This window comes from Donghicola tyrosinivorans, from assembly GCF_003003355.1.
GTDB classification, from domain to species: Bacteria; Pseudomonadota; Alphaproteobacteria; order Rhodobacterales; family Rhodobacteraceae; genus Donghicola; species Donghicola tyrosinivorans.
The window spans coordinates 62,197-86,323 of the sequence record NZ_PVTQ01000005.1 but is presented as its reverse complement, the minus strand read 5'-3'; the positions used below and the strand labels follow the sequence as shown (position 1 = coordinate 86,323).

Below are 24,127 nucleotides of genomic sequence, written 5' to 3'. Positions count from 1 at the left end.
TTCTCATGCGCTTCACCGTTCAAGACCTCTTTACCCTGCAACACGCTTGCGCTAAACGGCTCGTTACCAACCGTGCCCAAGTGGCGGAATGGTAGACGCAGGGGATTCAAAATCCCCCGCTGGTAACAGCGTGCGAGTTCGAGTCTCGCCTTGGGCACCACTGGATCTGAATGGCCGATTGGCCGGGGTCCGACAAAAGCTTCCCGTTGTAATTGTGAGGCCGGCTGCGACCCGCGCGCCTGCCCATTCGGATTTGCCGTCTTTTTCCGGCTGCGGTCGTAAAACGATGTGCGAGCCTTGGTTGCGTTTTTGCAAAGCTTGCCAGCCTGATTTTCGCCCGATTCCGGGTAAGTGATTCGGATCTATGCGCCGAGTGTGTGGCACAAATCTCCAATTTGCCGGAATACTGTTCAGAATTAGCGAACATTATCCATACTAACGGGTGTGTCCGGATGGATGTCGCCATGGTCTTGCCACAATTTTTCACAAAAAATCTTAATTTATGCAGTGTCAGAAACGATAACTTTTCCTTGATAACTTGGTGATCTGGGTAAATTGCTGCATATGCTAATAAATTAAGGGGTTTCTGCATCTGCATTCCGATTGGCATTGGCCCTCAAGATGAAACAATGCCTAATACTTGCCGCATTTCAGCCTCAATTCGAGACTGTTCGAATGGGGTGCACATGTGACCACAGCCTAACCATTAAGATTTTTCTCTTTGTCTAAGGGATATTTGGGGGGTATCCAAAAGGGGTGCCCATCTGGGGGGATGGCGTCAAAGGATGACTGAAGTCGGTTCAGTTTGCGTATTCGCAGAGTAGTGCCGTTTTCGATCGTACGTGTAAGGAACAATTTCGTTCGGGGTGTCGGACGAAACCAGTGAGCTTGTGCTCGGCTTATATGTGCAACCTGTCAGGCCCGCGATGCCTCAGCTCCACCTTAGATGGTGCGAGTGGGCGTTGTGGTAACCGCGGTGCGATGTGCGCCAGGACAGGAGTTGAAGAATGACTTTTTATCATTGGGGCTCGGGCTATACCTCTACGTCCGGTGCAGCAGCAGAGAATTTTGCCGATACAGACGCACAAGGGCTGATCGGTCTATGGGATTTCCTTAAAGGTACCGAAACCAAAGACACCGCTCTGGGTGACGGTCTTGCGAACAACGGCACGCTTTGTGGCGATGCATGTGTTAAAGACGGCCAGCTGCATCTGGACGGTTACCATGACTATTTTTCGGTCAAGGGTGACAAGAGTGCGTTCGACCTGCAGCAGGGCACGATCGAAGTGCAGTTCACCCAGGCGTCTGGGTGCTACGACAACGACACGATCCTGAGCCGCGGCGAAGAGTGTGACAAAGACAAAGAAGGTTACTTCGATATCAGCGTCACCAAATACGGTGCCGTGACCCTGTCGCACTACGCGAACGGCAAATGCGTGAACTTGAAAACCGCCAACGGCCTGTTCAAGCCCGGCGATGTGGTGAACGTGACCTACCAGTTCGACGCTGCGTCGGGCGGTACCTTCACCGTGACCAACGAAACCACCGGCAAAGATTGCGTGATCGAGCACACCACCAAGGGTCTCGACTTCGACATCGGTGACAACGATGACGAAGAAATCACCATCGGTGCGCGTGAATACGACGACGCCTGCTACGACAAGTTCTTCAAAGGCACGATCGACTACGTTGCGATCTACGACTCGTCGAACCCCGATGAAACCGGTGGCGACGGCGACGGCTATGTCGAAGGCACCGAAGGCAATGACCTGATCGATCTGGCCTACACGGGCGATCCCGAAGGCGACAAGGTCGACAACGGCGATGCCATCCTTGCAGGCGCGAACCCTGATGATGACATCATTCTGGCGGGCAAAGGCGACGATACCGTCTACGCAGGTGCCGGTGATGACGTGATCTGCGGTGACGATGCGCAGGTGACCGATAAGTCGCCCATCACGATCACCATCGACTCGGCCAGCGCGGGCTACACCAATAAGGTCTACGCCTACGAAATCGATCCCGCGACGGGCAAGCTGACCAACGTTGTTCTGCTGACCGGCAGCGCGAAAGACTCGATTGGCCAGACCTATACTTACAACGCCTCGGAAGGTGCGCTGATTGGTGTCGCCATCCAGAACAAGGACGGTCAGTACTTCACCTCGGGCTATGATGGCCGCGTGAACTACAACAGCGACTGCAAGGTCCACACCAAGGCGCTTGGCGAGAACGCTGATGGCTCGGTCCAACTGGGCTTCGAGGACTACTACGGTCTGGGTGACAAGGACTACAACGACGTTGTTTTCACTGTCGATCTGGGTACCTCGGGTGCAAGCTTCGACAACGCGCACTACGATTATGACTCGGAAGTTGGCAACGAGATCGTTGAGGTCGGCGCAGGCAATGACGTGCTGTACGGCGAAGAAGGCGATGACCTGATCAAAGGCGGCGCTGGTAACGACTATCTGGACGGCGGTGTCGGCGACGACACGCTTGAAGGCGGCGTTGGCAACGACACTCTGGTCGGCGGCGACGGCAACGACGATCTTTACGGCAACGACGGCGACGACAAGATCCTGTTCGGCAACGGCGACGACTATGTCGAAGGCGGCGCGGGCAACGATTTCATCGACGACATCGAAGGTGCGGTCGGCAACGGCAACGACACCATTCTGGCCGGTGAAGGTGACGACACTGTCTATGCTGGCAATGGCAACGACGAGATCTACGGCAACGAAGGTAAAGACCTTCTGTTCGGTGAAGATGGCAACGACACCATCCTTGGTGGCGACGACAATGACACCATCTACGGTGGCAATGGCGATGACAGCCTTCTGGGCGAAGCCGGTGATGACAGCATCTTCGGTGAAGGTGGTGAAGACACCATCGACGGCGGCGACGGCAATGACACCATCTACGGCGGTGCCGACGATGACAGCATCCGTGGCGGTGCTGGCAACGATGACATCTACGGCGAAGGCGGTTTCGACACCATCGACGCAGGCGCGGGCGATGACACCGTTCACGGCGGCGAACTGGCGGACTCGATCTTTGGCGGTGACGGCAACGACACGATCCTTGGTGACCAGGGCAACGACACCCTGATCGGTGGCGCTGGCGATGACACCCTGCGCGGTGAATTCGGTGACGACTATCTGGAAGGCAACGAGGGCAAGGACTCGATCTCGGGCGGTGAAGGGGATGACACCCTTTACGGCGGCGCAGACGACGACTTGATCCGCGGCGGCTCTGGCAACGACGAACTGTACGGCGAAGAAGGCAACGACACGCTGGATAGCGGCTCGGCCGATGACTATCTGGACGGCGGCGTTGGCGACGACAGCATCTTCTCGGGCGGTGGTCGTGACACTGTCATCGGTGGCGACGGCAACGACACCATCGTGACCAGCGGCAACGCAGACGCTCTGCCTGACCGTGGTTACGAAGGCGCATTCGACGCAGATGCCGATCCGGAAAATGATCGTGACTACGTTGACGCTGGCGAAGGCAACAACGCCATCTCGACCGGCGACGACCGTGACACCATCATCTCGGGCAGCGGCAACGATTCGATCGATGCAGGCTTCGACGATGACTCGATCACGTCCGGCGCGGGCGATGACTTCATCATCGGCGGCGAAGGCAACGACACCATTCTGGCGGGTGACGGCAACGACACCATCTACGCAGGTGGCGACTCCGAGTTTGATGAGGCTTGCTACGTTCCCGATGAGACTGACAAAGAAACCAACAACGGCAATGACTTGGTCTACGCTGGCGCTGGCAACGATGTCATCTTCGGTGCAGACGATAGCGACACCATCTACGGCGAAGCTGGCGACGATTACATCGACGGTCAGATCGACGCGGACTCGCTGTTCGGCGGGGCAGGGAACGACACCCTGAACTCGGGCTTCGATACTGCGGCGGACTACTCGGAAGGTGGCGCGGATCAGGATACATTCATCGGCGCTGGCGCTGGTGACACCGTGGACGGTGGCACCGATGGCAACGACGTTGATACTCTGGACATGACCGGCCTGACCAACTGGCGGGTGACCGATCAGAGTGTTGATGCCGATGGCGACTCGACCAGCGGTACCATCAGCTTCTTCGATGATCTGGGCAACGTCACCGGCACCCTGAAGTTCAACGAGATCGAGAACATCATCCCCTGCTTCACCCCCGGTACCGTGATCGCGACACCCTACGGTGAGCGTCTGGTCGAGGAGCTGGAAGCTGGCGACCGCATCATCACCCGCGACAACGGCATCCAGCGGATCCGTTGGGTTGGTGCCAAGCAGGTCAGCGGTGCAGACATGAAAAAGGCGCCCCATCTGCGCCCGATCATGATCAAAGCCGGTGCACTGGGGAACGGTCTGCCCGAGCGTGACATCGTTGTCAGCCCGAACCACCGGATGCTGGTCTCGAACGAGAAAACCTCGCTGTACTTTGATGAGGCAGAAGTTCTGGCCGCTGCAAAGCACCTGATCGGTTCGCCCGGCATCTATGAACTGGCGGCGCCCGAGACCACCTACATCCACTTTATGTTCGACCGCCACGAAGTGGTTCTGTCGAACGGCGCATGGAGCGAAAGCTTCCAGCCCGGTGACTATTCGCTGAAAGGTATCGGCAACGCACAGCGTAACGAAATCTTTGAACTGTTCCCCGAGCTGCGCGAGCAGAAGGGTCTGGAAAACTTCGAAGCGGCACGTCGCTCGCTGAAGAAGCACGAAGCAAAACTACTGGTGATGTAAGTCACACCAAGAATTTTGCCCCCAACGAGGCCGAAGCACCCGCTTCGGCCTCAATTTTATGTGTAATCAATTCTTACTTATTTCAACTCTTGTTCTCATTTTGGCCGTATTCCGGTTTGAATATGTAACCCAGATTTACGGTCTTATCGGTCCGCATGGGTTTTCGGAGAGCAGAGTGAACAAAGCACGGCAAACAGGAACGGGTTTCGCTCCTTTGCATGCAGGTGGTCCCAACGGTGGCGGACAGAATTCTGTCCATTCCGGCGCTGGTGGGGTGCCACCAGTCCCGTGTTTTCTGGCCGGAACCCGGATTCTGACCCGTTCAGGCGAGGTTTTCGTCGAAGATTTGCGAGAAAATGATCGGGTTCTGACCCGTGATAACGGATTCCAGCCGGTGAAATGGGTGGGCGAAAGCCTGTTTTGCCGTGAAATCCTGCGTGGCTCTTCCCATCTTCAGCCGATTCTGATCAAGGCAGGCGCTTTGGGTGACGGGGTTCCGGCGACGGACCTGTTTGTCTCGCGCGAGCATCAGATGCTTTTGACCCGTCGCAGCGGTTTGTTGGAAGTAGATTCGGATGAGGCGCTGATCTCTGCCAAATCTTTGCTATCGGTCGCAGGCGTGTGCAGCGCACCGCGCACCCATGTCCGCTTTGTGCATTTACTTTTCGAAGGGCATGAGATCGTGCTGGCCGATGGCGCTTGGTCCGAGAGCTATCGACCGTTCTGGTCGCCTGACGGGGTGCTAGAGCCCGCACGTCAGATCGTCGGGCCAGAGGCGCTTTATACGCCGCGTGCGCGGTAATCCTGCCAGCTTTCAGGAGTATCCAGATCCAGCGTTGCATGGTCGTCCGGCAGCGCTATCATCTGCAACCGGCTTTTGTTTGACTTGATGATATCTTTGGCGCCGGTGTCGCCGGTCAGATTGCCCAGACTTCCAATCAAATCTGATGGAAAAACAACAGGATGCCCTGCTGTATTCATGTGGTCTGTGCCGCGTAAAATGGCCAAGGGGTCGGCCTTATGAGCTGTCAGCATCGTCTCGAAATCCGCGTGGGTTAGCGCGGGCATATCGGCAGGCACCACCATTAATGGGCCGGTCACATGGGCGGCAGCAGTGGCCAGAGACACGCCCATCCCGTCTGCCGCATTCGGTACGGTAATCCGCGTGACTGGCAGATCGCGAATAGCCTGATCGCGCAAAGGCCGATCTGGTGGCAGGGCGATCATTACCGGCTGCTCCGTTGCCAGCGCCCGCAACGCCATCACGCGCAAGCAGGGCTGACCGTTTACGTCCTCAAGCAGCTTGTCTCCGCCACGCATCCGCGACGAGGAACCCGCCGCCAAAAGCAGGATCACCGGCCCAGTATTCGTCGGTGATCCCGTCATCGGTTAGTGGCCCTTCCAGATCCAGCCGCCACCAAGGATCCGGCTGCTGTCGTTTTCGTAGAACACACAAGCCTGACCGGGGCTGACCCCTTCTTCAGCGGTCAGCAATTCGACCTCGGCTTCGTTGGCGCTGATCGGGCGCAGGATAGCTGCACGGGGCGGACGGGTGCTGCGCACTTTGACCGAGATTTCACGCTCGGTCATATCGGTGAAGGCACCATCGCCTAGCCAGTTGATCTCGCGGATCGGGACAATGCGCGTGGCCAGCATTTCTTTCGGTCCCACAACAACTTGCTTGGCGTCCACGTCCAGTTTAACCACGTACAGAGGTTCGCTCAGGCCGCCGATCCCAAGACCGCGGCGCTGGCCGATGGTGTAGTGGATCACGCCGTTATGCTCGCCCAGAACGCGGCCATCTGCATGGACGATCTGACCTGCCTCGGCCGCACCGGGGCGCAGCTTTTCAATCACGCTGGCATAGTTGCCATTGGGCACGAAACAGATGTCCTGACTGTCGGGCTTATCAGCCACCGCCAACCCGTATTTCGCAGCCAGTTCGCGCGTTGCATCCTTTGAGGGCAGGTGCCCCAGAGGGAAGCGCAGAAAGCTGAGCTGTTCGGGCGTGGTCGAGAACAGGAAATAGCTCTGATCGCGGTTCGCATCGGTCGCGCAATGCAGTTCCGGCCCGTGATCGCCCATTTTGCGCTGGATATAGTGGCCCGTCGCCATGCAATCGGCATCCAGATCCTTGGCGGTTTCCAGCAGATCCTTGAACTTTACCCGTTCATTACAGCGGATGCAGGGCACAGGGGTCGCGCCCGCCAGATAGCTGTCGGCGAATTCGTCAATTACGGCATCCTTAAAAATGTTCTCATAATCCAGAACATAGTGGGGAAAGCCCATTTCCTCGGCCACGCGCCGTGCATCGTGGATATCGATCCCCGCGCAGCAGGCGCCTTTCTTGGCCAGAGCGGCCCCGTGATCGTAAAGCTGCAACGTCACGCCCACCACGTCATAGCCTTCTTCTTTTAGCTTTGCGGCCACCACAGAGCTATCCACGCCGCCCGACATGGCAACCACCACGCGGGTTTCGGACGGGGGCTTGGGGAAGCCAAGCGAATTGAGCGGTGCATCATTGTCCAGCGCCATGATGGGACTCCTGTGGGTTTGGAACCTGCGGAATATATGAAAATCCTCGGTACTCTCAAGGGCCGGTTTCAGAAGCTGTTAAGTCCTCTCACCCAGTTTGTGCCTCGGGAGTTCGAAACAACAAGGGGACAAACGATGTTTCTGAAACGGATTGATGGTGTGCGTGCGGTGACTTTGCCGAATGGGCGGGTGTTGTCGCAGGTTGATTTGCCCGCGCCCGATACCACGCGATGGGTGGCCTCGCGGAAAGAGGCGGTGGTGCTGGCTGTAAGGCACGGTTTGGTTAGCCGCGAGACTGCGCTGGACCGTTATGACCTATCGGAAGAAGAATTTCTGTCGTGGGATTCGGCGCATAAATGTCATGGATCACAGGCGCTTAAGTCTACATCTTTACAAAATTATAGACAACCGGCGCGGGAAAATGGAAGAAATGATTAAATGGTAACTTGCAGTTAACAAATTCGGGTCAGTTTAGTCGCATGCCCGGTGAACAAGAGGGAAACACATGCGTATTTTGCTGATTGAAGACGACCCGACCACGACCAAGAGTATCGAGCTGATGCTGGGTCACGCGAACCTGAATGTCTTTTCGACATCTTTCGGGGAAGAAGGGGTCGAGCTTGCGAAACTGTATGATTATGATTTGATCCTGCTGGATCTGACGCTTCCGGACATGAGTGGTCATGAAGTGCTGCGCCAGATCCGTCTGGCGCGGGTCGAAACGCCCGCGCTGATCCTGTCCGGTGCTGATGACACGGAAAGCAAATTGAAGGGCTTCGGCTTTGGGGCCGACGACTATCTGACCAAACCTTTCCATCGGGATGAGCTTGTCGCGCGCATTCACGCCATCATCCGCCGCAGCAAAGGGCATTCGCAGTCCGTAATCCGCACAGGCAAAATCTGTGTGAACCTTGATCAAAAGACGGTCGAGGTTGAAGGCGCAACGGTGCATCTGACCGGTAAGGAATACCAGATGCTAGAACTCTTGAGCCTGCGCAAGGGCACGACGCTGACGAAAGAGATGTTCCTAAATCACCTGTACGGCGGCATGGACGAACCTGAACTGAAAATCATCGACGTGTTCATCTGCAAGCTGCGGAAAAAGCTGGCCAAAGCAACCGGCGGCGATACCTACATCGAAACGGTTTGGGGCCGTGGCTATGTCATGCGTGATCCGGTCATGAGTGGCATGACGGCAGATGTGGTGGCCATCGGGGCCTGAGGCTCTGGACGGCAGGCTGGCCCGCGCCTAAACCATAGACCGGAAACAGGATCTTTGGGGGCGTGTGATGGACCTTGATGCAAGCGCGATTGCGGTAGAGCAGCTGACAGCGGAACAAGCTGTGCAAGAGCTTGCGCGGCTGGCGCAGGTTTTGGGGGCCGCGAATGAAGCCTATCACACCAACGATGCGCCTGAAATTACGGACGCAGAATATGATGCCTTAAAGCGTCGTAATGCGGCAATCGAAGCCCGTTTTCCCGATCTGAAACGCGACGACAGCCCGACTGAACAGGTGGGCGCCGCACCCGCAGAGGGCTTTGGCAAGATCACCCATGCAGTGCGCATGATGTCCTTGGCCAACGCCTTTGATGAGGATGAACTGGCAGATTTCGACGATGGTATTCGCCGCTATCTGGGTCTCTCGGCGGATGCAGAATTGCTCTATACGGCTGAGCCGAAGATCGACGGGCTGTCCTTGTCGCTGCGCTATGAAGGTGGCGTTCTGGTTCATGCGGCGACCCGTGGCGACGGCAGCGTTGGCGAGAATGTGACAGCAAACGCGCGGACCATCGCAGATATTCCGGAAACTCTTGCGGGCGCCCCCGAGGTTTTGGAGGTTCGCGGCGAGGTCTATATGTCCCACGCGGATTTTGAGGCTTTGAACGCCCGTCAATCTGAACGCGGCGGAAAAACCTTTGCGAACCCGCGGAACGCTGCTGCGGGCTCATTGCGGCAACTGGATGCAGAGATCACCCGTGCGCGTCCGTTGAAGTTCTTTGCCTACGCATGGGGAGAACTGTCCGCGCCGCTAGCAGAGACGCAGGTCGGCGCCATTGAACGGCTGGCGGCGCTGGGGTTTCAAACTAACCCATTGACCGCGCTCTGCGATGGCGAAGCCAGCTTGATGGCCCATTATCGCAAGATCGAGCAGATGCGAGCGAGCCTTGGGTATGACATCGACGGTGTCGTCTACAAAGTGAACGATCTGGCCCTTCAAGGCCGACTGGGCTTTCGCAGTACGACCCCCCGTTGGGCCATTGCCCATAAATTCCCGGCTGAGCTGGCTTGGACGCGCCTAACCTCTATCGATATTCAGGTTGGCCGCACCGGTGCCCTCAGCCCCGTTGCGCGGTTAGAGCCGGTGACAGTGGGCGGTGTGGTTGTCTCGAACGCGACGCTGCACAATGAGGACTACATCGAGGGGCGGGATAATCAGGGCAATCCGATCCGCGATGGCCGCGATATCCGCGTTGGCGATTGGGTGCAGGTCTATCGTGCCGGTGATGTTATCCCGAAAATCGCCGATGTGGACCTGTCGAAACGTTCCGAAGATGCGCAGCCCTTCGACTTTCCCAAAACCTGTCCCGAATGCGGCTCCGAGGCCATCCGCGATGTGGGCGATAGCGTTCGACGGTGTTCGGGCGGCATCATCTGTCCGGCGCAAGCGGTTGAGAAATTGAAACATTTCGTCGGTCGCTCTGCCTTTGACATCGAAGGGCTTGGCGCCAAACAGGCAGAACAGTTCTATAAGGATGGTTGGGTGAAAGAGCCTGCGGATATCTTTACACTGCGCGATCGGTTCGGTAGCGGCATCCAGCAGCTTAAGAACCGCGAAGGCTGGGGAGAGAAAAGCGCAAGCAATCTCTTTGATGCGATTGATGAGAAACGGAAAATCGGTTTGGATCGCTTCCTCTTCGGCCTTGGTATCCGCCACGTTGGCGAGAATGCCTCGCGCTTGATCGCCCGCCATTATGGTAGCTGGGACACAATGGCCAAAGGTCTGGATGCAGCCCACGAAGGCGGCGCGGCGCTGGATGACCTTCTGTCGGTGGACGGGGTCGGGCAGGTGATGGCCCATTCGCTGGTCACCGCCTTCGCCCAAGAGGCCGAGCGGGCCAGCATTGACCGTCTGGTCGCGCAGCTGGACATTCAGGACATCGCGGCGCCGCAAACCACGGGCAGCCCCGTGGCGGGCAAGACCGTGGTCTTTACCGGCACGCTTGAAAAGATGACACGGGCCGAGGCCAAGGCGCGGGCCGAGGCGCTGGGTGCCAAGGTGTCAGGCTCGGTCAGTGCGAAAACCGATATTCTGGTCGCGGGGCCGGGTGCGGGTTCAAAGGCGAAGAAAGCCGCTGAATTGGGGATTGAGACCATGGATGAGGATGGCTGGCTTGAACTGATCGGCGCGTCATGAGCCGGCCTGAGGTACTCTTTCCCTTATTTGCGGGCCTCGAAACCTTGCCGGGCATCGGTCCGCGCACGGCTGAGGCCATGGCGACCTTGGGGATCGAGAAGCCTCGGGATTTGCTGTTTCACTTGCCCTATAGCGGGATCAGCCGCCAGTTGCGGGCAACGGTGCAGGGGGCGACGGCGGGGGATGTGGTCACGGTGCAGGTTGCCGTGGATCGGCATCAGGCCCCATCGGGGCGCGGGCGGCCATATAGGGTGATGGTCCATGATGATCAGGTGGCTTTTCCGCTGATCTTCTTCCATGCCCGCGACCGCTATTTGCAGCAGATATTGCCGGACGGCAGTCAGCGGATCATCTCGGGGAAGGTCGAGTTTTTCGACGGTATTCCGCAGATCGCGCACCCCGATCATGTGTTGCCTCTGGATGAGGCGGCAGAAATCCCCGCATTTGAGCCGGTGTATCCCTTAACCGCCGGTGTCACTGGTAAGACGGTGATCAAAGGCGTGACGGGTGCGTTGGAGCGGGTGCCTGAACTGGTGGAGTGGATTGATCCGAACCTTCTGAAACAGGAAGGTTGGCCCTCGTGGCATGAGGCGCTGACGACAGCGCACCATCCCCAAACCGGTGCGGATCTGGTGGCCGAGGCACCTGCGCGGCAAAGGCTGGCCTATGATGAATTGCTGGCCCATCAGTTGACTATGGCACTGGCGCGCAGCGTGCAGCGGGCCAAGCCGGGCATTCCCTCGCGCGGAACGGGACGGTTGCAAAGCAAGGTACTGAAGGCGCTGCCCTACAAGCCCACGGGCGCACAGATGCGGGCGATTTCAGAGATTGGAGCCGACCTTGAACGGCCCCAGCGGATGAACCGCTTGCTGCAAGGGGACGTGGGTGCGGGTAAGACGCTGGTTGCGTTGATGGCGCTGCTGATCGCGGTTGAGGCTGGCGGGCAGGGCGTGATGATGGCCCCGACCGAAATCTTGGCGCGCCAGCATATGGATGGGCTGAAGCCCTTGGCTGAAAGTGCAGGCGTTGTGGTCGAGATTTTGACCGGCCGCGATAAGGGTAAAGAGCGGGCGGCAAAGCTGAAGGCCTTGGCCAAGGGCAATATTCACATTCTGGTGGGCACCCATGCGGTGTTCCAGAAAGACGTGGAATTCCGCGATCTGCGCTTGGCTGTGATCGACGAACAGCACCGCTTTGGTGTCGCCCAACGGCTTGAGCTTGGCCAGAAGGGCCGCGCCGTCGATGTGCTGGTGATGACCGCAACGCCCATTCCGCGCAGTCTGGCGCTGGCGCAGTTCGGGGATATGGATGTCTCGGTTCTGGATGAAAAGCCCCCAGGACGGACGCCGGTGAAAACCGCGATGGTCTCGACCGAGCGGGTGGCTGAGGTTGTAGATCACCTGCGCCGTGCGGTCTCGGAAGGGCGGCAGGCCTATTGGGTGTGCCCCTTGGTTGAAGAAAGCGAAGTCAGTGATCTGACCTCGGCGCAAGAGCGGTTTGAACGGCTGCGGGCGGCGCTTGGGGAAGGGGTGGTTGATCTGGTCCACGGGCAAATGCGCCCCGAGGAGAAAGACGCTGCCATGGAGAAATTCCAAAGCGGCAAGACCAAGGTTCTGGTGGCCACCACCGTGATTGAGGTCGGGGTAAACGTGCCCAATGCTTCGATCATGGTGATCGAGCGGGCCGAGATTTTCGGGCTGGCCCAGTTGCACCAGCTGCGCGGGCGCGTCGGGCGCGGCGCTGCGGAATCAACGTGCCTGCTGATGTACCAAAGCCCGCTGAGCGAAAGCGGTCAGCGCCGGTTGAAGACCCTGCGCGATACCGAAGACGGCTTTCGGATCAGTGAGGTTGATCTGGAAATGCGCGGGGCTGGTGATCTGATCGGGACGGCCCAATCGGGCTTGCCGCGATTCCGTGTGGCCGATCTGGAACGGCAAGCAGGGCTGATGGCCGTCGCCCAATCAGATGCCCGCGCCTTGCTGACCAGCGACCCAAAGCTGGACTCCCCCCGTGGTAAGGCGGCGCGTGTTCTGCTTTGGTTAATGGAACAGGATCAGGCGATCCGTTTGATTTCAGTGGGTTAGGGCGCGGGTCCTGCCCGAAGTTCATTTTGTTCACAAATGTTCTCAAAAAGTTCTTTACCGAATCGTTAATTTTTGAGAACAAAGGAGCAACAGGAACATTGAGTGAACGGAGGCACCCATGGCCCGCCAGATCAAGAACACCATCGTTCGTCATGCGGATGAGTTTGTTATCGACCTGCTTGGCGCGTCGTCATTGATTGTGATGCTTTGCGGCGCTCTGTACCTGCCCAACTTTTTCTGAGCCTCGGTTCGCTTGCCATCCGGAAGACCGTTTTGTCCCGATCCACGGTGTAGAAGTTTTGCCACAGGGAAGTCTGCCTCTTCCTGCTTCTGCTCTTCCGGTCCGAACCGCTCTACCGCCGCCATCCCTGCCCGGATGTGCGGCGGTTTTTTTATTTTGGGGTAGGGCGCTTAGGCGGTCTGGTCCGCCTGTGCTTCATCAAAGGCCTGCGCCAGAGCGTCCAGCGTCAGCATGATCGAGGCGTGCCGGTTCTTGTAGTCCTTGGCGGGCAGCAGCGCCTCAAGCCCGTCAAAGGGGGCATCGGGGACGGGGCCCTCCTCTTTCAACATGGCTTTCAGTTGATCGCGGGCGGTGATGACTTCGGCCTGAGTGCGACCCACGGCAGCTTGGCCGACCACGCCAGCGGCGGCTTGGCCCAAGGCACAGGCTTTCACCTCGGCGCCATAGTTGCTGATCTTGCCATCCTTGACGTCGATATCGACCGTCACTGTCGAGCCGCACAGGGGCGAGCGTTTTTTCACGCTGGCCATCGGGGACTCCAGTCGTGCGTTGTGCGGAACCTCTGCGGCCAGTGCCAGAATGCGCTGGGAATAGAGTTTCATCAGATCATTGTCGCCGGACATGGTCCCTCCGAGGCTTTTGTTCGCTGCCGGTTCTGCTTAGATAAGCGCCATGACCACGGAAGCAAAAGGTTTTTCATGATGACGGAACAAGCATTTGATCCCGCAGGGCTGAAGTATGACGACAAAGGGCTGATCCCCGTGGTCGCGCAGGACGCCGAGAGCCTTGAAGTGTTGATGGTGGCCTGGATGAATGCCGAGGCTGTGGCAAAGACTTTGGAGACAGGCAAGGTCACTTACTGGTCGCGTTCGCGGCAGGCGTTCTGGGTGAAGGGCGAGACCAGCGGACATGTGCAGACGCTGGTGGATTTGCGGTTCGATTGCGATCGGGATTGTTTGTTGGTGATGGTCCGGCAAGAGGGACCGGCCTGTCACACGAACCGGCGGTCGTGTTTCTACACCGCGGTGCGGGACGGTTCGGAAGTTAAGTTGCTGTCGCCCATGGTGTGACGGTTTCGGGAAAGGGGGCGCTGCCCCCTCTTGGGCCTGTGGCCCAATTCACCCCCGAGGTATTTTTGCCAAGATGAAGTCAGGGGCTTTCTTTATTTAGGGAAGCGTTGCGCCTGTGAGGGTGGCGATATCCTGCGGGGTTTTGCCTTCGGAACGATAGAGGGCGATGGCGCGGGCATCGTCGCGTTTTGCAAGGCGTTTGCCGTTCTCATCGCGGACAAGTGCGTGGTGATGATAGATTGGCGTCGGCAGGTTCAGGAGTGCTTGCAGGACCACGTGGATTTGGGTGGCCTCAAACAGGTCCGCGCCGCGGGTGACATGGGTGATATCCTGGTCTGCATCGTCGAGGACCACCGAGAGGTGGTAGGAGGTGCCCATATCGCGGCGGGCGAGCACGATGTCACCGAGGGTTTCGGGGGCGTCTGATATCCTGAGGATCTGAGTGTCTTCGTGCAGTGGGCCTGTCTCGGTGAAGCTTAGGGTTTCCGGCAGGTGCTGGATGGCTTTTTCCATGTCGAGGCGCAGGCTTTGGCCTTCGGGGAGCTGTGTGGGGCGCGGCTTGTCGCGGCACGTGCCCGGGTAGATCGGGCCATCGGGGCCATAGTGGAGCGCGCCTTCTTGGGGCGCGCTGAGAGCGGCATCAATGTCGCGGCGGGTGCAGGCGCAAGGATAGAGCAGGCCTTGATCCCAAAGCTTTTGAAGCGCGGCGCGGTAGACCGGCATCCGGTCTGATTGGCGCATCACGGGCGTTGGCCATGTGAGGCCGAGCCAGTGGAGGTCATCGTAGATTTGCGCTTCCCAATGGGCGCGGGCGCGGGATTGATCGATATCCTCGATCCGCAGAAGGAAGGAGCCTTGCGCCTCTTTTGCCAGTCTTGCTGCAGTCAGGGCCGAAAAGGCATGACCCAGATGCAGTGGTCCGGTGGGAGATGGCGCAAAGCGGGTTCGCATTAGCTTTGGCTGGCAAGCCACTGTTGCCAAACCTCTTTTGCGCGATCTGTGTAGCCTTTGTAGCGGATTTTTCGGCCCTTGCGGCCACCGCGCACGTCTTCCAGCGGTTGGAAGAGGCCGAAGTTCACGTTCATCGGCTGGAAGGTTTTTGCATCAGCGCCGCCGGTGATGTGGTTCACGAGACTGCCCATAGCGGTTTCCAGTGGCACCTCGGGGATTTCTTGTCCAAGCAATTCAGCGGCTGCGAAACGGCCTGCCAAAAGACCCATGGCGGCGGATTCCACATAGCCTTCGACGCCGGTGATCTGGCCTGCGAAGCGCACATTGTGACGTGACTTCATCCGTAGACGGCTGTCCAGCAGCGTGGGCGAGTTGATGAAGGTGTTCCGGTGGATGCCGCCCAGACGGGCAAAGCTGGCGTTTTCCAGACCGGGGATCATGCGGAAGACCTCGGTCTGCGCACCGTACTTCATCTTGGTCTGGAAACCGACGATGTTGAACAGCGTGCCCAATGCGTTGTCACGGCGCAGCTGCACCACCGCATAGGCTTTTTCTTCGGGCTGATGCGGATTGGTCAGGCCGACGGGTTTCATGGGGCCGTGGCGCAGGGTCTCGCGTCCGCGCTCGGCCATGACCTCGATCGGCAGGCAGCCGTCAAAGTAACCGGCAGTCTCGCCTTCATGGAACTCGGTCTTATCGGCGGCAAGAAGCGCGTCGATAAAGGCCTCATACTGGTCTTTGGTCATGGGGCAGTTTAGGTAGGCGGTGCGCTCTTCCTCGGTTTCGCCCTTGTCATAGCGGGATTGCATCCACGCCTGCGACATGTCGATGCTGTCCGCATAGACGATGGGCGCGATGGCGTCGAAGAAGGCCAGATGATCCTGACCGGTGGCGGCCTGAATGGATTTGCCCAAAGCGGTGCTGGTCAGCGGTCCAGTGGCGACGATCCAGTTGCCGTCCGTTGGCAGTTCGGTGATTTCCTCATCACTGACCGATACATTGGGATGGCTGCGCAGCGCAGCCGTAACGCTTTCCGCAAAGGGTTCGCGGTCCACAGCCAAAGCACCGCCCGCGGGGATGCGGTGCTTGTCGGCGGTGGTCATGATCAGACCAGCTGCGGCGCGCATTTCCCAATGCAGAAGACCTACAGCGTTTTGTTCGTCATCGTCCGAACGGAACGAATTCGAGCACACCATTTCCCCCAGATTGCCGGTCTGGTGGGCAAAGGTCTCTACCTTCGGGCGCATCTCGTGGATGACCACGTTTACGCCCATGTTCGCGGCCTGCCATGCGGCCTCGGAGCCGGCCATGCCGCCGCCAATGATATGCAATGTCTTGTCCATGAGGCGCGATCTAGGGCTTTCGAGGAGAAATGGAAAGGGTCACTGTTGCCAGTCGGGGTGGCGCTTTTCGATAAAGGCGTTGATGCCTTCTTCCGTATCGCGGTCCAGCATGTTCTGAACCATCACCTCCGCCGTATAGGCGTAGGCCTGATCCACGGGCATTTCGATCTGCTCGTAGAATGCCCGTTTGCCGATCCGTACCGCGCTGCCAAGCTTGGAGGCGATCTTTTCGGCCAGTGCTTGGGTCGTGGCCTCCAGATCTTCAGGGGTGGCGATGCGGTTGATCAGGCCAAGGGCTTGCGCCTCGGGCGTGCTGAGGAATTCGCCGGTGGTCAGCATCTCGAACGCTTGCTTGCGTGGGATGTTGCGGGACAGGGCCACCATGGGGGTCGAGCAAAAGAGCCCGATGTTCACTCCGTTGACCCCAAAGCGGGTGCCTTCTGCGGCAACGGCCAGATCGCAACTGGCGACCATCTGGCATCCCGCTGCCGTGGCAATTCCGTGGACCTGAGCGATCACCGGTTGGGGCAGGGTGCGGATTGTCTTCATCAACGTGCTGCAACGGGCAAACAGGTCTGCGAAATATGCAGCACCTTTATCTGGCGTTGCGCGGCCAGCGGTCATTTGCTTCAGATCATGACCCGCACAAAAGGCTTTGCCCGCCCCGCTTAAGACGACCACGCGGATTGCCGGATCTGCCGCGATCCCGTCCAGTTCCGATTGCAGCGCGGCGATCATTTCGTCCGATAAGGCGTTCAGCCGCTCTGGGCTGTTCATCTTGATATGGGTGACGGGCCCTGTGCCGTGACGTTCCAGAATTGCCATCTTGTTTCCTCCCTCTTTGCGGTCAGAGTACCGACAGCAGATACGAGAGGGAAGAGAATGCAGGTAGTCATGGATGTCGCAGCGCTTCAGGCGTTTCTGGCAGAGGCCTTTCCGCAGGTGAAAGACGATTTCGCTGTGGATGCGGTGACGGATGACGGTGTGACCGTTCGGCTTTTGGCGAATGACCGTCATCTGCGGCCGGGGGGGACTGTATCGGGCCCTGCTATGTTCGCGCTTGCAGATGTGGGAATTTATCTTGCAGTACTGTCCCGTATTGGGCCTAAGGCGCTGGCGGTGACCACCAATTGTGGCATCGATTTCATGCGCAAGCCCGAGGCCGGCACCGATCTGGTCGCCGAATGCCGCCTTTTGAAGCTGGGGAAGGTTCTGGCCGTGGGGGATGTGCTGATTTACCAGAACGGATCGAAAAAGCCTGTGGCGCGGGCCAGCATGACCTATTCGATCCCGCCAGAGCGCGGCTAACTTTCGGTATCTGAGTAATTTGCGATCAAGAAGAAGCAGGGCTAGATTTCTTTATCGCATCAATACTCATAGCCCGCAGGGCGTTCGAAACGGCGATTGAAGCGAGGAATGCGTGGGGTATTATTATACCTATTTTTTAAGTAATTGTTTTTGTTGGGTTATTTTGGAGTTGGTGCGCTTGACTGTGCTTTCGGGCCGAGTATAACGCTGCAATCCAATTCGGGCGGGGCAGATTTCTGTCTGGCCCCGACCAAATCAAACAAACCCAGGGTATCCTGACAATGAAAACCTTCTCTGCAAAGCCTGCAGACATCGAGAAGAAATGGATCCTGATCGACGCCGAGGGCGTCGTTCTGGGCCGTCTTGCGTCGATCGTCGCAATGCGCCTGCGCGGCAAGCACAAGCCGTCGTTCACGCCCCACATGGACTGTGGCGACAACATCATCATCATCAACGCTGAAAAGATCCAGATGACCGGCAAGAAGCGCGAAGAGCGTTTCTACTGGCACACCGGCCACCCCGGTGGGATCAAGTCGCGCACCAAGCAGGAAATCCTGGAAGGCGCCTATCCCGAGCGCGTCGTTCAGAAAGCTGTTCAGCGTATGCTGCCCGGCAACCGCCTGTCGCGCAAGCTGATGACCAACCTGCGCGTATACGCTGGTAACGAACATCCCCACGAAGCTCAGGCACCTGAAGTCATCGACGTGAAGGTACTGAACTCGAAGAACACGAGGACTGCGAAATAATGGCCGATCAAGTCAACTCGCTCGAAGAACTCGGCGCCGTTGCTGGCGGTGAAGCTGTTGTCGAAATCGCAGCACCCCGCGAGCCCGTTCGTGACGAACTGGGTCGTTCCTACGCAACCGGCAAGCGTAAAGACGCTGTTGCCCGCGTTTGGATCAAGCCCGGCTCGGGTAAAGTCACTGTTAACGGTCGCGAGCTGAATGCATACTTCGCGCGTCCCGTTCTGCAGATGATCCTGCGTCAGCCGTTCGAAATCGCTGGCTGCGAAGATCAGTTCGACGTTTACGCGACCGTTAAAGGCGGTGGTCTTTCGGGTCAGGCCGGTGCGGTCAAGCACGGCATCTCGAAAGCTCTGCAGCTGTACGATCCCAGCCTGCGTGGCGCTCTGAAAGCCGCTGGCTTCCTGACCCGCGACAGCCGCGTTGTGGAACGTAAGAAGTTCGGCCGTCGTAAGGCACGTCGTAGCTTCCAGTTCTCGAAGCGCTAATTCGCGTCTCGACAAGTTTCGGAGAAGGGCTCGCATCTGCGGGCCCTTTTTCTTTGCGCGCTTGTTTGTGGCGGGTAGGCGACTGATGGTCCAAGAACGCAAAAGGCCCGCACTGGCAGGTGCGGGCCTTTGCTTTTGATCGGCGTCGGACTGGCAGGTCCGAAAAGAGATCAGTGATGGTTCAGGCGATACAGGCCGGCTTTACGCTCGGGCGCGTGCTGGATGAAGCCACGGTCCAGCAGGCGCTTCAGCGTGCGGTGGTAGGTGGCGTGCTTCATTTTACGTACAGTTTCATAGGTGCGAATTGCTTCGGAATGCACAGTCACTTCGTCCTCTTCAGGGCGCGCAAGTGTGTGGAATGCATACAGAATATCTTTCTCATTCTGCGACATTTCATCCAGACCCATGTCTTGCTCAAGGTTGAAAAGAAGTTCGCGTACGGCAGCAAGGTGCTTGTAGCCACTGTTCATTGGAATACCCCAGGTTTGCAAAAAATCGTAATCAATACCGATATCTGAGGTTTAACCCACACTTTACAGTTGTGTCTAGGGGGTGATGCCGATCTGGGACAAAATAGTTAAATTTTAGTAAACATGTGCAATCGCAGTTTGGTTGCCTAAGTTTGGCCACATTGTTTCCAATTCAGCGACTTAAGGCCATATTTGAGCGCTAATCCGTCTGAAATATGGCTAAAATAAGGTAAACTGGGCCATGTTTCTGCCCAACTTATGCAACTTTTGAGTGATTGCGTTATCTGTCGTTGCGGGTGTGACGGTTGCGAATTTCAAGGGTCAGACGTTAGGTAAGATGTCTGTGAGATTGCCAATGAGAGCCAATTTTGGCTGTCTGGTTCAATCTTTCTCGATCAGACCGAGGCCGCGCAGATAGATTCCGATTCCCGATTCGAGAAGATCCTCAGGCGCAAAAGGCGACTGGGTTCCGGGGGCGCCGCGGGCGAAAAGTTCGACCACACCGTGACTCATGGCCCAGATGTGCGCCGAAAACATACTGGCCGGAGGACGACGGTCTGCGGGGATGCGTTCTGACAGGCCGCGCGCTGCTTGTTCGAGGATTCCCTTGGCCCGTCCGGCGGCCTTTGCCAGCTCGGGCGTGCGATTGACCGAGATGTGGGATTCGAACATTGCCACGTAGTGGCCGGGGTATTTGCGAGCAAAGGCCAGATAGGCGCGGCCTGTGGCCTCGAACGCGCGCAGGGCAGAGGGGCGGCCATTATCGAAGGCGAACTCCATCACATCGGCGAAGATCTCGTAGCCCTGTAGGGCGGCTTCGGCGATCAGGTCTTCACGCCCTTCAAAGTGGCGATAGACCGCCGCAGGGGTCACGCCAGCCTTCTTGGCAGCCTCGGACAGGGTAAAGCCTGTGGGACCCTTGTCGGTGATCAGCTCAAGTGCGGCATCGACCAAAGCCTGCCGCAGGTTGCCGTGATGGTAGCCGCGTTTAGACATCCCAGATCTCGGGGCCTCCGACGATCTTGGGATCGGGCGAAGAGACCACATCCTTATCCTTGGCGTCATAGTCCAATTGGCCCAGAACAAGGCGCATCGCCTCAAGGCGGGCGCGGCGTTTATCGTCGCTGCGCACAATGTTCCAGGGCGAGGTCTTGCTGTGCGTGCGGGTCAGGGTCTCTTTAATCGCGACGCTGTAGGCGTCCCACCGTTTCAGGCCCTCTACGTCGATCCAGCTGAGCTTCCATTGCTTCAGTGGGTCTTGTTCGCGGTCCAGAAAGCGCCGCAACTGTTCGGCGCGATCCACGTTCAGCCAGATTTTTACCAGCGTGATGCCTTCGTCGATCAGCATGTCCTCGAACGGCAGAACCTGCCGGAAGAAATGTTCGCGCTGATCAGCTGTGCAAAAATCGAAGACCTTTTCCACCACGCCGCGGTTGTACCAACTGCGGTCAAAGAACACGATCTCGCCGCCTGAGGGCAGTTGTTCGATGTAGCGTTGGAAATACCATTGGGTGGCTTCGGTTTCCGTGGGTTTCGATAAGGCCACCACGCGGGCGCCGCGCGGGTTCAGATATTCCTGTAGGCGTTTGATGGTGCCGCCCTTGCCAGCAGCGTCGCGCCCTTCAAAGACTACGGCCACGCGGGCGCCGGTGTCTTTCACCCACCGTTGCAGCTTGACCATTTCGACCTGCAATGCGTGCAGATCGGCCTCATAATCGTCGGCGTTCAGGCGTTTGTCATAGGGGTAGCCGTCGTCAAGAATATCCTTCTTGGAGCCATCCTTGATAGCGTCGCGCACCGCGTCGGGGGCTTCGGTCTGGTAGAACTTGCTGATCGCACCATCAAACGGCAGGGACATGGAACCTCCTATACTTGCCTTCTTTATGAGGTGTTACAGGCCCTTGTGCAATCCGGCGCGGCTGCGGGCGCGGTCGATGGCATCCACAACAGCTTCGGGGGCGACTTGGTGGGGCATGTGTCCGATCCCATCAAGCTGTGTCAGATTGGCATTGGGCAGGATCTCCGACAGCGGGATTGCGTGGACTTTGGCCGGAACGGTGGTGTCAGCCGCGCCGTGCAGGATTTCAACCGGCAGGGTCAGGCTGTGATAGCGCGGCAGCATGGTGATCAGATGATCTTTCAACACGTTGACCTGCCGCGCATTGGCCCGCATGGCGTCGCGCCGCAGGGATAGCGCCGAGCCCAGACCCTTGGTGTAGCCTTCGGGGGCGTGCTGAGGTTTGAACACACCGTCAACGATGGGCTCTAGCTTGGATTCGGGGAAAAAGGCCGTCACCGCAGGCACCAGCATCGCGCTGCCAAGGGTCGAGGAGGGCACCTTGTAACTAAAGCTTAGCCCGCCTTCCCACGGGATTGTGGCGCCCGATACGATCACCAGCGCCGCAGTGTCTTCGGGCCGCGCCAAAGCCCATGCCATCGCGACAGCGCCGCCATAGCTGTGGCCAAGCACGATAGGATTTTCCACGTCCAGAAGATCGGCAGCGGCTTGCAGCATGACCACCTGTTCTTCGGGGCTTTCCGCACCGTTGTTGGCTACGGTCGCATAGGCTGCGTCTGTCCGGTCCGTATAACCCATGCCGGGACGATCCAACGCGATCACGCGATAGCGGTCGGTCAGTCGGCGGGTCAGATCGAAGGTAAAGTCGCGCAGGTTGCCACTGGCCCCGTGGATCAACACCAGATCGGGACCACTGCCTTGAACAAAAGCGTGAACGCGGCGGCCGTCGGGCAGGGTCAGAATCTGTCCGACGGGCGGGTTTTCTGCCTCGAATTGCGCTTCGCGCTGGCTGGCGCGCTGGTCAATGGCAGAGCAGCCGGTCAGGAACAGTCCGGCTGCGACGAGGGAAAAAGTCTTACGTCCCAATGTTCTCCAACTCATATGGCGTGGTCTGATAGATCTGGTTGATCCAGTTGCCATATAGAAGGTGGGCGTGACTTCTCCAGCGGTTCTGAGGCGTTTGTGAAGGATCGTCATCGGGATAGTAGTTGCAAGGCACGTTAATGGGCGTGCCCGCTGCAACATCGCGATCATACTCTTCCTTCAAAGTGCCGCTGTCGTATTCAAAGTGGTTGAACACATACAGCGCCCGATGGGCATCGTCCTGCACCAGACAGGGGCCGGTTTCCTCGCCGGTGATCAGGGTGGTCAGCCCTGCGGCGTCAATCTCGTCCTGACGCATTTCGGTCCAGCGGCTGACGGGCACCAGCACATCATCCGAGAACCCGCGCAGATAGGGCGAGGCAGGGGCCACGTTCCGGTGACGGAAACAGCCGAACGCCTTATGCGGCAGGATGTGCTTTTTCACCCCGTTGAAGTAGTTGATCATCGCCATGCCACCCCAGCAGACGCCAAAGGTCGAATGCACATGGGTCTGGGTCCAGTCAAAGACCGCGCACAGTTCTTTCCAGTAGGTGACCTCTTCAAACGGCAGATGTTCGATGGGGGCACCGGTGATGACCAGACCGTCAAACTTTTCACCGCTGTCGCGCACCTCTTCGAAGGGGCGGTAAAAGCTTTCCATATGTTCGGCAGCCGTGTTCTTGGTCTGATGCTCGCTCATGCGGATCAGGTCGAATTCGATCTGCAAGGGCGTGGCACCGATCAAACGGGCGAACTGGTTCTCGGTCTGGATCTTCTTGGGCATCAGATTCAGCAGAGCGATACGGATCGGGCGGATGTCCTGACGGGTGGCCTGATCATCCGACATGACCATCACGCCCTCGCGCGAGAGCACGTCAAAGGCAGGAAGGTCAGAGGGTAGTTTGATCGGCATGTCAGTTTTCCGTTTTATTGGATGAGCGTCTTAGATAGTTCCGAAGTTGCGGTTGCTCAAGCCTTACGTTCGATAGCCCGCTGGATCAGCGCGTCAAAGTCGGCGGGGGTGCGGATCTGCATCACCTCTTCGGCTTTGATCGTCACGCCCCACTTGGCCATACCAGCATAGCGCGGCTGGCGATGGGCCAGCGCCTGCGCATAGGTCCAGCGCACGAAAGCATCGGGATCAACCTCGGCTTCGGTCTGACCTTTCTCCTGCAAATACTGGGCCCATTTGGCGGTCAGAAACTCGGGCATGTAGTACATCGGTTTCGGCGCGCGGTCGAAGCGACGGCAGAGTTCCTCTGTGTGGGCATCGCTGCCCTCGATCCAGATCATCAGGGTCTCTTCGCTGAGGGCTTTGAGGACCGGATCATCAGGGTCGTTCGGGTCCACCACTTCGCAGATCGAGCCACCGCTGTCGCAGATGAAATGGGGATAGCCGTAAAGCTCCTGTGCGCGGCGGCGGAAGTACACGGTATCCAAGAGGGCGCGGATTTCCGCGTCGCGGTGTTGGTCCTGACGTTCGCGGTATTCGGAAAAGGGCAGGCCGCCTTTGTCCGCGTTGCCCGGCTTGCCCAGATAGGTGGATAGGGGGGCCAGATTTTCAAACGTGATGTTCGAGCCGATATAGATCGAATCCGACATCAACAGTTCGCGCAGCAACGGGTGCTGCATGGCGATGCGCTTGTAGTTGTCGGTGATGTATTCGCCCATGTAGCGGGTGCCGATCCGGTAATCGATCGAGTAGTGAAACCACCCCCCGTCATGGCGCAACATGTTGGCCAAAAAGGTTTTTCCCAGACCTGACATCCCGAACAGAGTTATGCGCTTTGACGTTGCATCGCGCCAGCTTTCAGCAGTGGGATAGATCATGGGCCGCCCT

General features: G+C 58.2%; 23 protein-coding genes and 1 tRNA gene. 12 read left to right on the top strand and 12 right to left on the bottom strand.

Annotated features, from left to right (window positions below):
• Window positions 1–74 precede the first annotated feature (74 nt).
• The 3 genes from CLV74_RS09135 (at window position 75) to CLV74_RS09125 (ending at window position 5,559) form a co-directional block, all read left to right on the top strand.
• Window positions 75–160, top strand: a tRNA-Leu gene (locus CLV74_RS09135).
• Window positions 161–1,007: 847 nt separating this feature from the next.
• Entirely contained in the window at window positions 1,008–4,757 is a 3,750-nt protein-coding gene (locus CLV74_RS09130) for a Hint domain-containing protein (protein WP_106263930.1), read from the top strand.
• A gap of 175 nt (window positions 4,758–4,932) precedes the next feature.
• Complete coding sequence (locus tag CLV74_RS09125; RefSeq protein WP_170108012.1) at window positions 4,933–5,559, top strand: Hint domain-containing protein; 627 nt, start codon at window positions 4,933–4,935, stop codon at window positions 5,557–5,559.
• On the opposite strand, the gene CLV74_RS09120 is transcribed toward CLV74_RS09125, so the two are convergent.
• Complete coding sequence (locus CLV74_RS09120; RefSeq protein ID WP_106263928.1) at window positions 5,538–6,143, bottom strand: nucleotidyltransferase family protein; 606 nt, start codon at window positions 6,141–6,143, stop codon at window positions 5,538–5,540. The genes CLV74_RS09125 and CLV74_RS09120 overlap by 22 nt on opposite strands.
• A 3-nt stretch (window positions 6,144–6,146) precedes the next feature.
• Complete coding sequence (mnmA, locus tag CLV74_RS09115; protein ID WP_106263927.1) at window positions 6,147–7,292, bottom strand: tRNA 2-thiouridine(34) synthase MnmA; 1,146 nt, start codon at window positions 7,290–7,292, stop codon at window positions 6,147–6,149.
• Window positions 7,293–7,427: 135 nt separating this feature from the next.
• Between mnmA and sciP the strand changes: the two genes are divergently transcribed.
• From sciP to CLV74_RS23370, 5 genes are all read left to right on the top strand, one after another.
• Window positions 7,428–7,730 (top strand): CtrA inhibitor SciP, encoded by a 303-nt coding sequence (sciP, locus tag CLV74_RS09110; RefSeq protein ID WP_106264223.1) that lies wholly within the window; start codon window positions 7,428–7,430, stop codon window positions 7,728–7,730.
• A 76-nt stretch (window positions 7,731–7,806) separates the two neighbouring features.
• Window positions 7,807–8,514, top strand: coding sequence for a response regulator transcription factor CtrA (ctrA, locus tag CLV74_RS09105; RefSeq protein WP_425430974.1), 708 nt, complete (start codon window positions 7,807–7,809; stop codon window positions 8,512–8,514).
• Between the two features lie 67 nt (window positions 8,515–8,581).
• Window positions 8,582–10,708, top strand: coding sequence for an NAD-dependent DNA ligase LigA (ligA, locus tag CLV74_RS09100; protein ID WP_106263925.1), 2,127 nt, complete (start codon window positions 8,582–8,584; stop codon window positions 10,706–10,708).
• Window positions 10,705–12,792 (top strand): ATP-dependent DNA helicase RecG, encoded by a 2,088-nt coding sequence (recG, locus tag CLV74_RS09095; RefSeq protein ID WP_106263924.1) that lies wholly within the window; start codon window positions 10,705–10,707, stop codon window positions 12,790–12,792. The genes ligA and recG overlap by 4 nt, the downstream gene beginning before the upstream one ends.
• A gap of 118 nt (window positions 12,793–12,910) precedes the next feature.
• The gene (locus tag CLV74_RS23370; RefSeq protein WP_281260653.1) at window positions 12,911–13,033 is read left to right on the top strand and encodes a hypothetical protein; all 123 of its coding nucleotides are present in this window, start codon (window positions 12,911–12,913) and stop codon (window positions 13,031–13,033) included.
• A gap of 170 nt (window positions 13,034–13,203) precedes the next feature.
• Here CLV74_RS23370 and CLV74_RS09090 read toward each other — a convergent pair whose 3' ends face one another.
• Window positions 13,204–13,656 (bottom strand): iron-sulfur cluster assembly scaffold protein, encoded by a 453-nt coding sequence (locus CLV74_RS09090; protein WP_106263923.1) that lies wholly within the window; start codon window positions 13,654–13,656, stop codon window positions 13,204–13,206.
• Window positions 13,657–13,731: 75 nt separating this feature from the next.
• Here CLV74_RS09090 and hisI point away from each other — a divergent pair, with 75 nt between their 5' ends.
• Window positions 13,732–14,103, top strand: a complete 372-nt coding sequence (gene hisI / locus CLV74_RS09085) for a phosphoribosyl-AMP cyclohydrolase (RefSeq protein ID WP_106263922.1) — start codon at window positions 13,732–13,734, stop codon at window positions 14,101–14,103.
• A gap of 96 nt (window positions 14,104–14,199) precedes the next feature.
• Here hisI and gluQRS read toward each other — a convergent pair whose 3' ends face one another.
• The 3 genes from gluQRS to CLV74_RS09070 are packed head-to-tail and all read right to left on the bottom strand — an operon-like array spanning window position 14,200 to window position 17,222.
• Window positions 14,200–15,054, bottom strand: a complete 855-nt coding sequence (gene gluQRS, locus CLV74_RS09080; protein ID WP_106263921.1) for a tRNA glutamyl-Q(34) synthetase GluQRS — start codon at window positions 15,052–15,054, stop codon at window positions 14,200–14,202.
• Window positions 15,054–16,397 carry a methylenetetrahydrofolate--tRNA-(uracil(54)-C(5))-methyltransferase (FADH(2)-oxidizing) TrmFO gene (trmFO, locus tag CLV74_RS09075; RefSeq protein WP_106263920.1) on the bottom strand — a complete coding sequence of 448 codons (1,344 nt, stop codon included), beginning with the start codon at window positions 16,395–16,397 and terminating at the stop codon, window positions 15,054–15,056. The genes gluQRS and trmFO overlap by 1 nt, the downstream gene beginning before the upstream one ends.
• Before the next feature lie 39 nt (window positions 16,398–16,436).
• Window positions 16,437–17,222 carry an enoyl-CoA hydratase gene (locus CLV74_RS09070; RefSeq protein WP_106263919.1) on the bottom strand — a complete coding sequence of 262 codons (786 nt, stop codon included), beginning with the start codon at window positions 17,220–17,222 and terminating at the stop codon, window positions 16,437–16,439.
• Window positions 17,223–17,279: 57 nt separating this feature from the next.
• Between CLV74_RS09070 and CLV74_RS09065 the strand changes: the two genes are divergently transcribed.
• From CLV74_RS09065 to rpsI, 3 genes are all read left to right on the top strand, one after another.
• The gene (locus CLV74_RS09065; protein ID WP_106263918.1) at window positions 17,280–17,705 is read left to right on the top strand and encodes a PaaI family thioesterase; all 426 of its coding nucleotides are present in this window, start codon (window positions 17,280–17,282) and stop codon (window positions 17,703–17,705) included.
• Window positions 17,706–17,986: 281 nt separating this feature from the next.
• Window positions 17,987–18,451 (top strand): 50S ribosomal protein L13, encoded by a 465-nt coding sequence (gene rplM, locus CLV74_RS09060; protein ID WP_106263917.1) that lies wholly within the window; start codon window positions 17,987–17,989, stop codon window positions 18,449–18,451.
• Entirely contained in the window at window positions 18,451–18,936 is a 486-nt protein-coding gene (gene rpsI / locus CLV74_RS09055) for a 30S ribosomal protein S9 (protein WP_106263916.1), read from the top strand. Before rplM ends, rpsI begins: the two co-directional genes overlap by 1 nt.
• Before the next feature lie 170 nt (window positions 18,937–19,106).
• On the opposite strand, the gene CLV74_RS09050 is transcribed toward rpsI, so the two are convergent.
• From CLV74_RS09050 to CLV74_RS09025, 6 genes are all read right to left on the bottom strand, one after another.
• Window positions 19,107–19,406, bottom strand: a complete 300-nt coding sequence (locus CLV74_RS09050) for a MarR family transcriptional regulator (RefSeq protein WP_106263915.1) — start codon at window positions 19,404–19,406, stop codon at window positions 19,107–19,109.
• Between the two features lie 381 nt (window positions 19,407–19,787).
• Window positions 19,788–20,402 carry a TetR/AcrR family transcriptional regulator gene (locus tag CLV74_RS09045; RefSeq protein WP_106263914.1) on the bottom strand — a complete coding sequence of 205 codons (615 nt, stop codon included), beginning with the start codon at window positions 20,400–20,402 and terminating at the stop codon, window positions 19,788–19,790.
• Entirely contained in the window at window positions 20,395–21,264 is an 870-nt protein-coding gene (ppk2, locus tag CLV74_RS09040) for a polyphosphate kinase 2 (protein ID WP_106263913.1), read from the bottom strand. The genes CLV74_RS09045 and ppk2 overlap by 8 nt, the downstream gene beginning before the upstream one ends.
• A gap of 33 nt (window positions 21,265–21,297) precedes the next feature.
• Window positions 21,298–22,290, bottom strand: a complete 993-nt coding sequence (locus CLV74_RS09035) for an alpha/beta fold hydrolase (protein WP_245888498.1) — start codon at window positions 22,288–22,290, stop codon at window positions 21,298–21,300.
• On the bottom strand, window positions 22,280–23,200 hold the full coding sequence (gene metA, locus CLV74_RS09030; RefSeq protein ID WP_106263911.1) for a homoserine O-acetyltransferase MetA: 921 nt from the start codon (window positions 23,198–23,200) through the stop codon (window positions 22,280–22,282). Before metA ends, CLV74_RS09035 begins: the two co-directional genes overlap by 11 nt.
• A gap of 56 nt (window positions 23,201–23,256) precedes the next feature.
• Window positions 23,257–24,117, bottom strand: coding sequence for an ATPase (locus CLV74_RS09025; RefSeq protein ID WP_106263910.1), 861 nt, complete (start codon window positions 24,115–24,117; stop codon window positions 23,257–23,259).
• Between the last annotated feature and the right edge of the window lie 10 nt (window positions 24,118–24,127).

Coding starts and splice junctions, on each gene's coding strand:
- CLV74_RS09065 (WP_106263918.1), top strand. CDS start 17,280: ATGCAGGTAGTCATGGATGTCGCAGCGCTTCAGGCGTTTCTGGCAGAG.
- rplM (WP_106263917.1), top strand. CDS start 17,987: ATGAAAACCTTCTCTGCAAAGCCTGCAGACATCGAGAAGAAATGGATC.
- CLV74_RS09070 (WP_106263919.1), bottom strand. CDS start 17,222: ATGGCAATTCTGGAACGTCACGGCACAGGGCCCGTCACCCATATCAAG.
- CLV74_RS09025 (WP_106263910.1), bottom strand. CDS start 24,117: ATGATCTATCCCACTGCTGAAAGCTGGCGCGATGCAACGTCAAAGCGC.
- rpsI (WP_106263916.1), top strand. CDS start 18,451: ATGGCCGATCAAGTCAACTCGCTCGAAGAACTCGGCGCCGTTGCTGGC.
- sciP (WP_106264223.1), top strand. CDS start 7,428: ATGTTTCTGAAACGGATTGATGGTGTGCGTGCGGTGACTTTGCCGAAT.
- metA (WP_106263911.1), bottom strand. CDS start 23,200: ATGCCGATCAAACTACCCTCTGACCTTCCTGCCTTTGACGTGCTCTCG.
- CLV74_RS09130 (WP_106263930.1), top strand. CDS start 1,008: ATGACTTTTTATCATTGGGGCTCGGGCTATACCTCTACGTCCGGTGCA.
- CLV74_RS09050 (WP_106263915.1), bottom strand. CDS start 19,406: ATGAACAGTGGCTACAAGCACCTTGCTGCCGTACGCGAACTTCTTTTC.
- CLV74_RS09120 (WP_106263928.1), bottom strand. CDS start 6,143: ATGACGGGATCACCGACGAATACTGGGCCGGTGATCCTGCTTTTGGCG.
- hisI (WP_106263922.1), top strand. CDS start 13,732: ATGATGACGGAACAAGCATTTGATCCCGCAGGGCTGAAGTATGACGAC.
- CLV74_RS09045 (WP_106263914.1), bottom strand. CDS start 20,402: ATGTCTAAACGCGGCTACCATCACGGCAACCTGCGGCAGGCTTTGGTC.
- trmFO (WP_106263920.1), bottom strand. CDS start 16,397: ATGGACAAGACATTGCATATCATTGGCGGCGGCATGGCCGGCTCCGAG.
- mnmA (WP_106263927.1), bottom strand. CDS start 7,292: ATGGCGCTGGACAATGATGCACCGCTCAATTCGCTTGGCTTCCCCAAG.
- gluQRS (WP_106263921.1), bottom strand. CDS start 15,054: ATGCGAACCCGCTTTGCGCCATCTCCCACCGGACCACTGCATCTGGGT.
- ppk2 (WP_106263913.1), bottom strand. CDS start 21,264: ATGTCCCTGCCGTTTGATGGTGCGATCAGCAAGTTCTACCAGACCGAA.
- recG (WP_106263924.1), top strand. CDS start 10,705: ATGAGCCGGCCTGAGGTACTCTTTCCCTTATTTGCGGGCCTCGAAACC.
- CLV74_RS09090 (WP_106263923.1), bottom strand. CDS start 13,656: ATGTCCGGCGACAATGATCTGATGAAACTCTATTCCCAGCGCATTCTG.
- CLV74_RS23370 (WP_281260653.1), top strand. CDS start 12,911: ATGGCCCGCCAGATCAAGAACACCATCGTTCGTCATGCGGATGAGTTT.
- ligA (WP_106263925.1), top strand. CDS start 8,582: ATGGACCTTGATGCAAGCGCGATTGCGGTAGAGCAGCTGACAGCGGAA.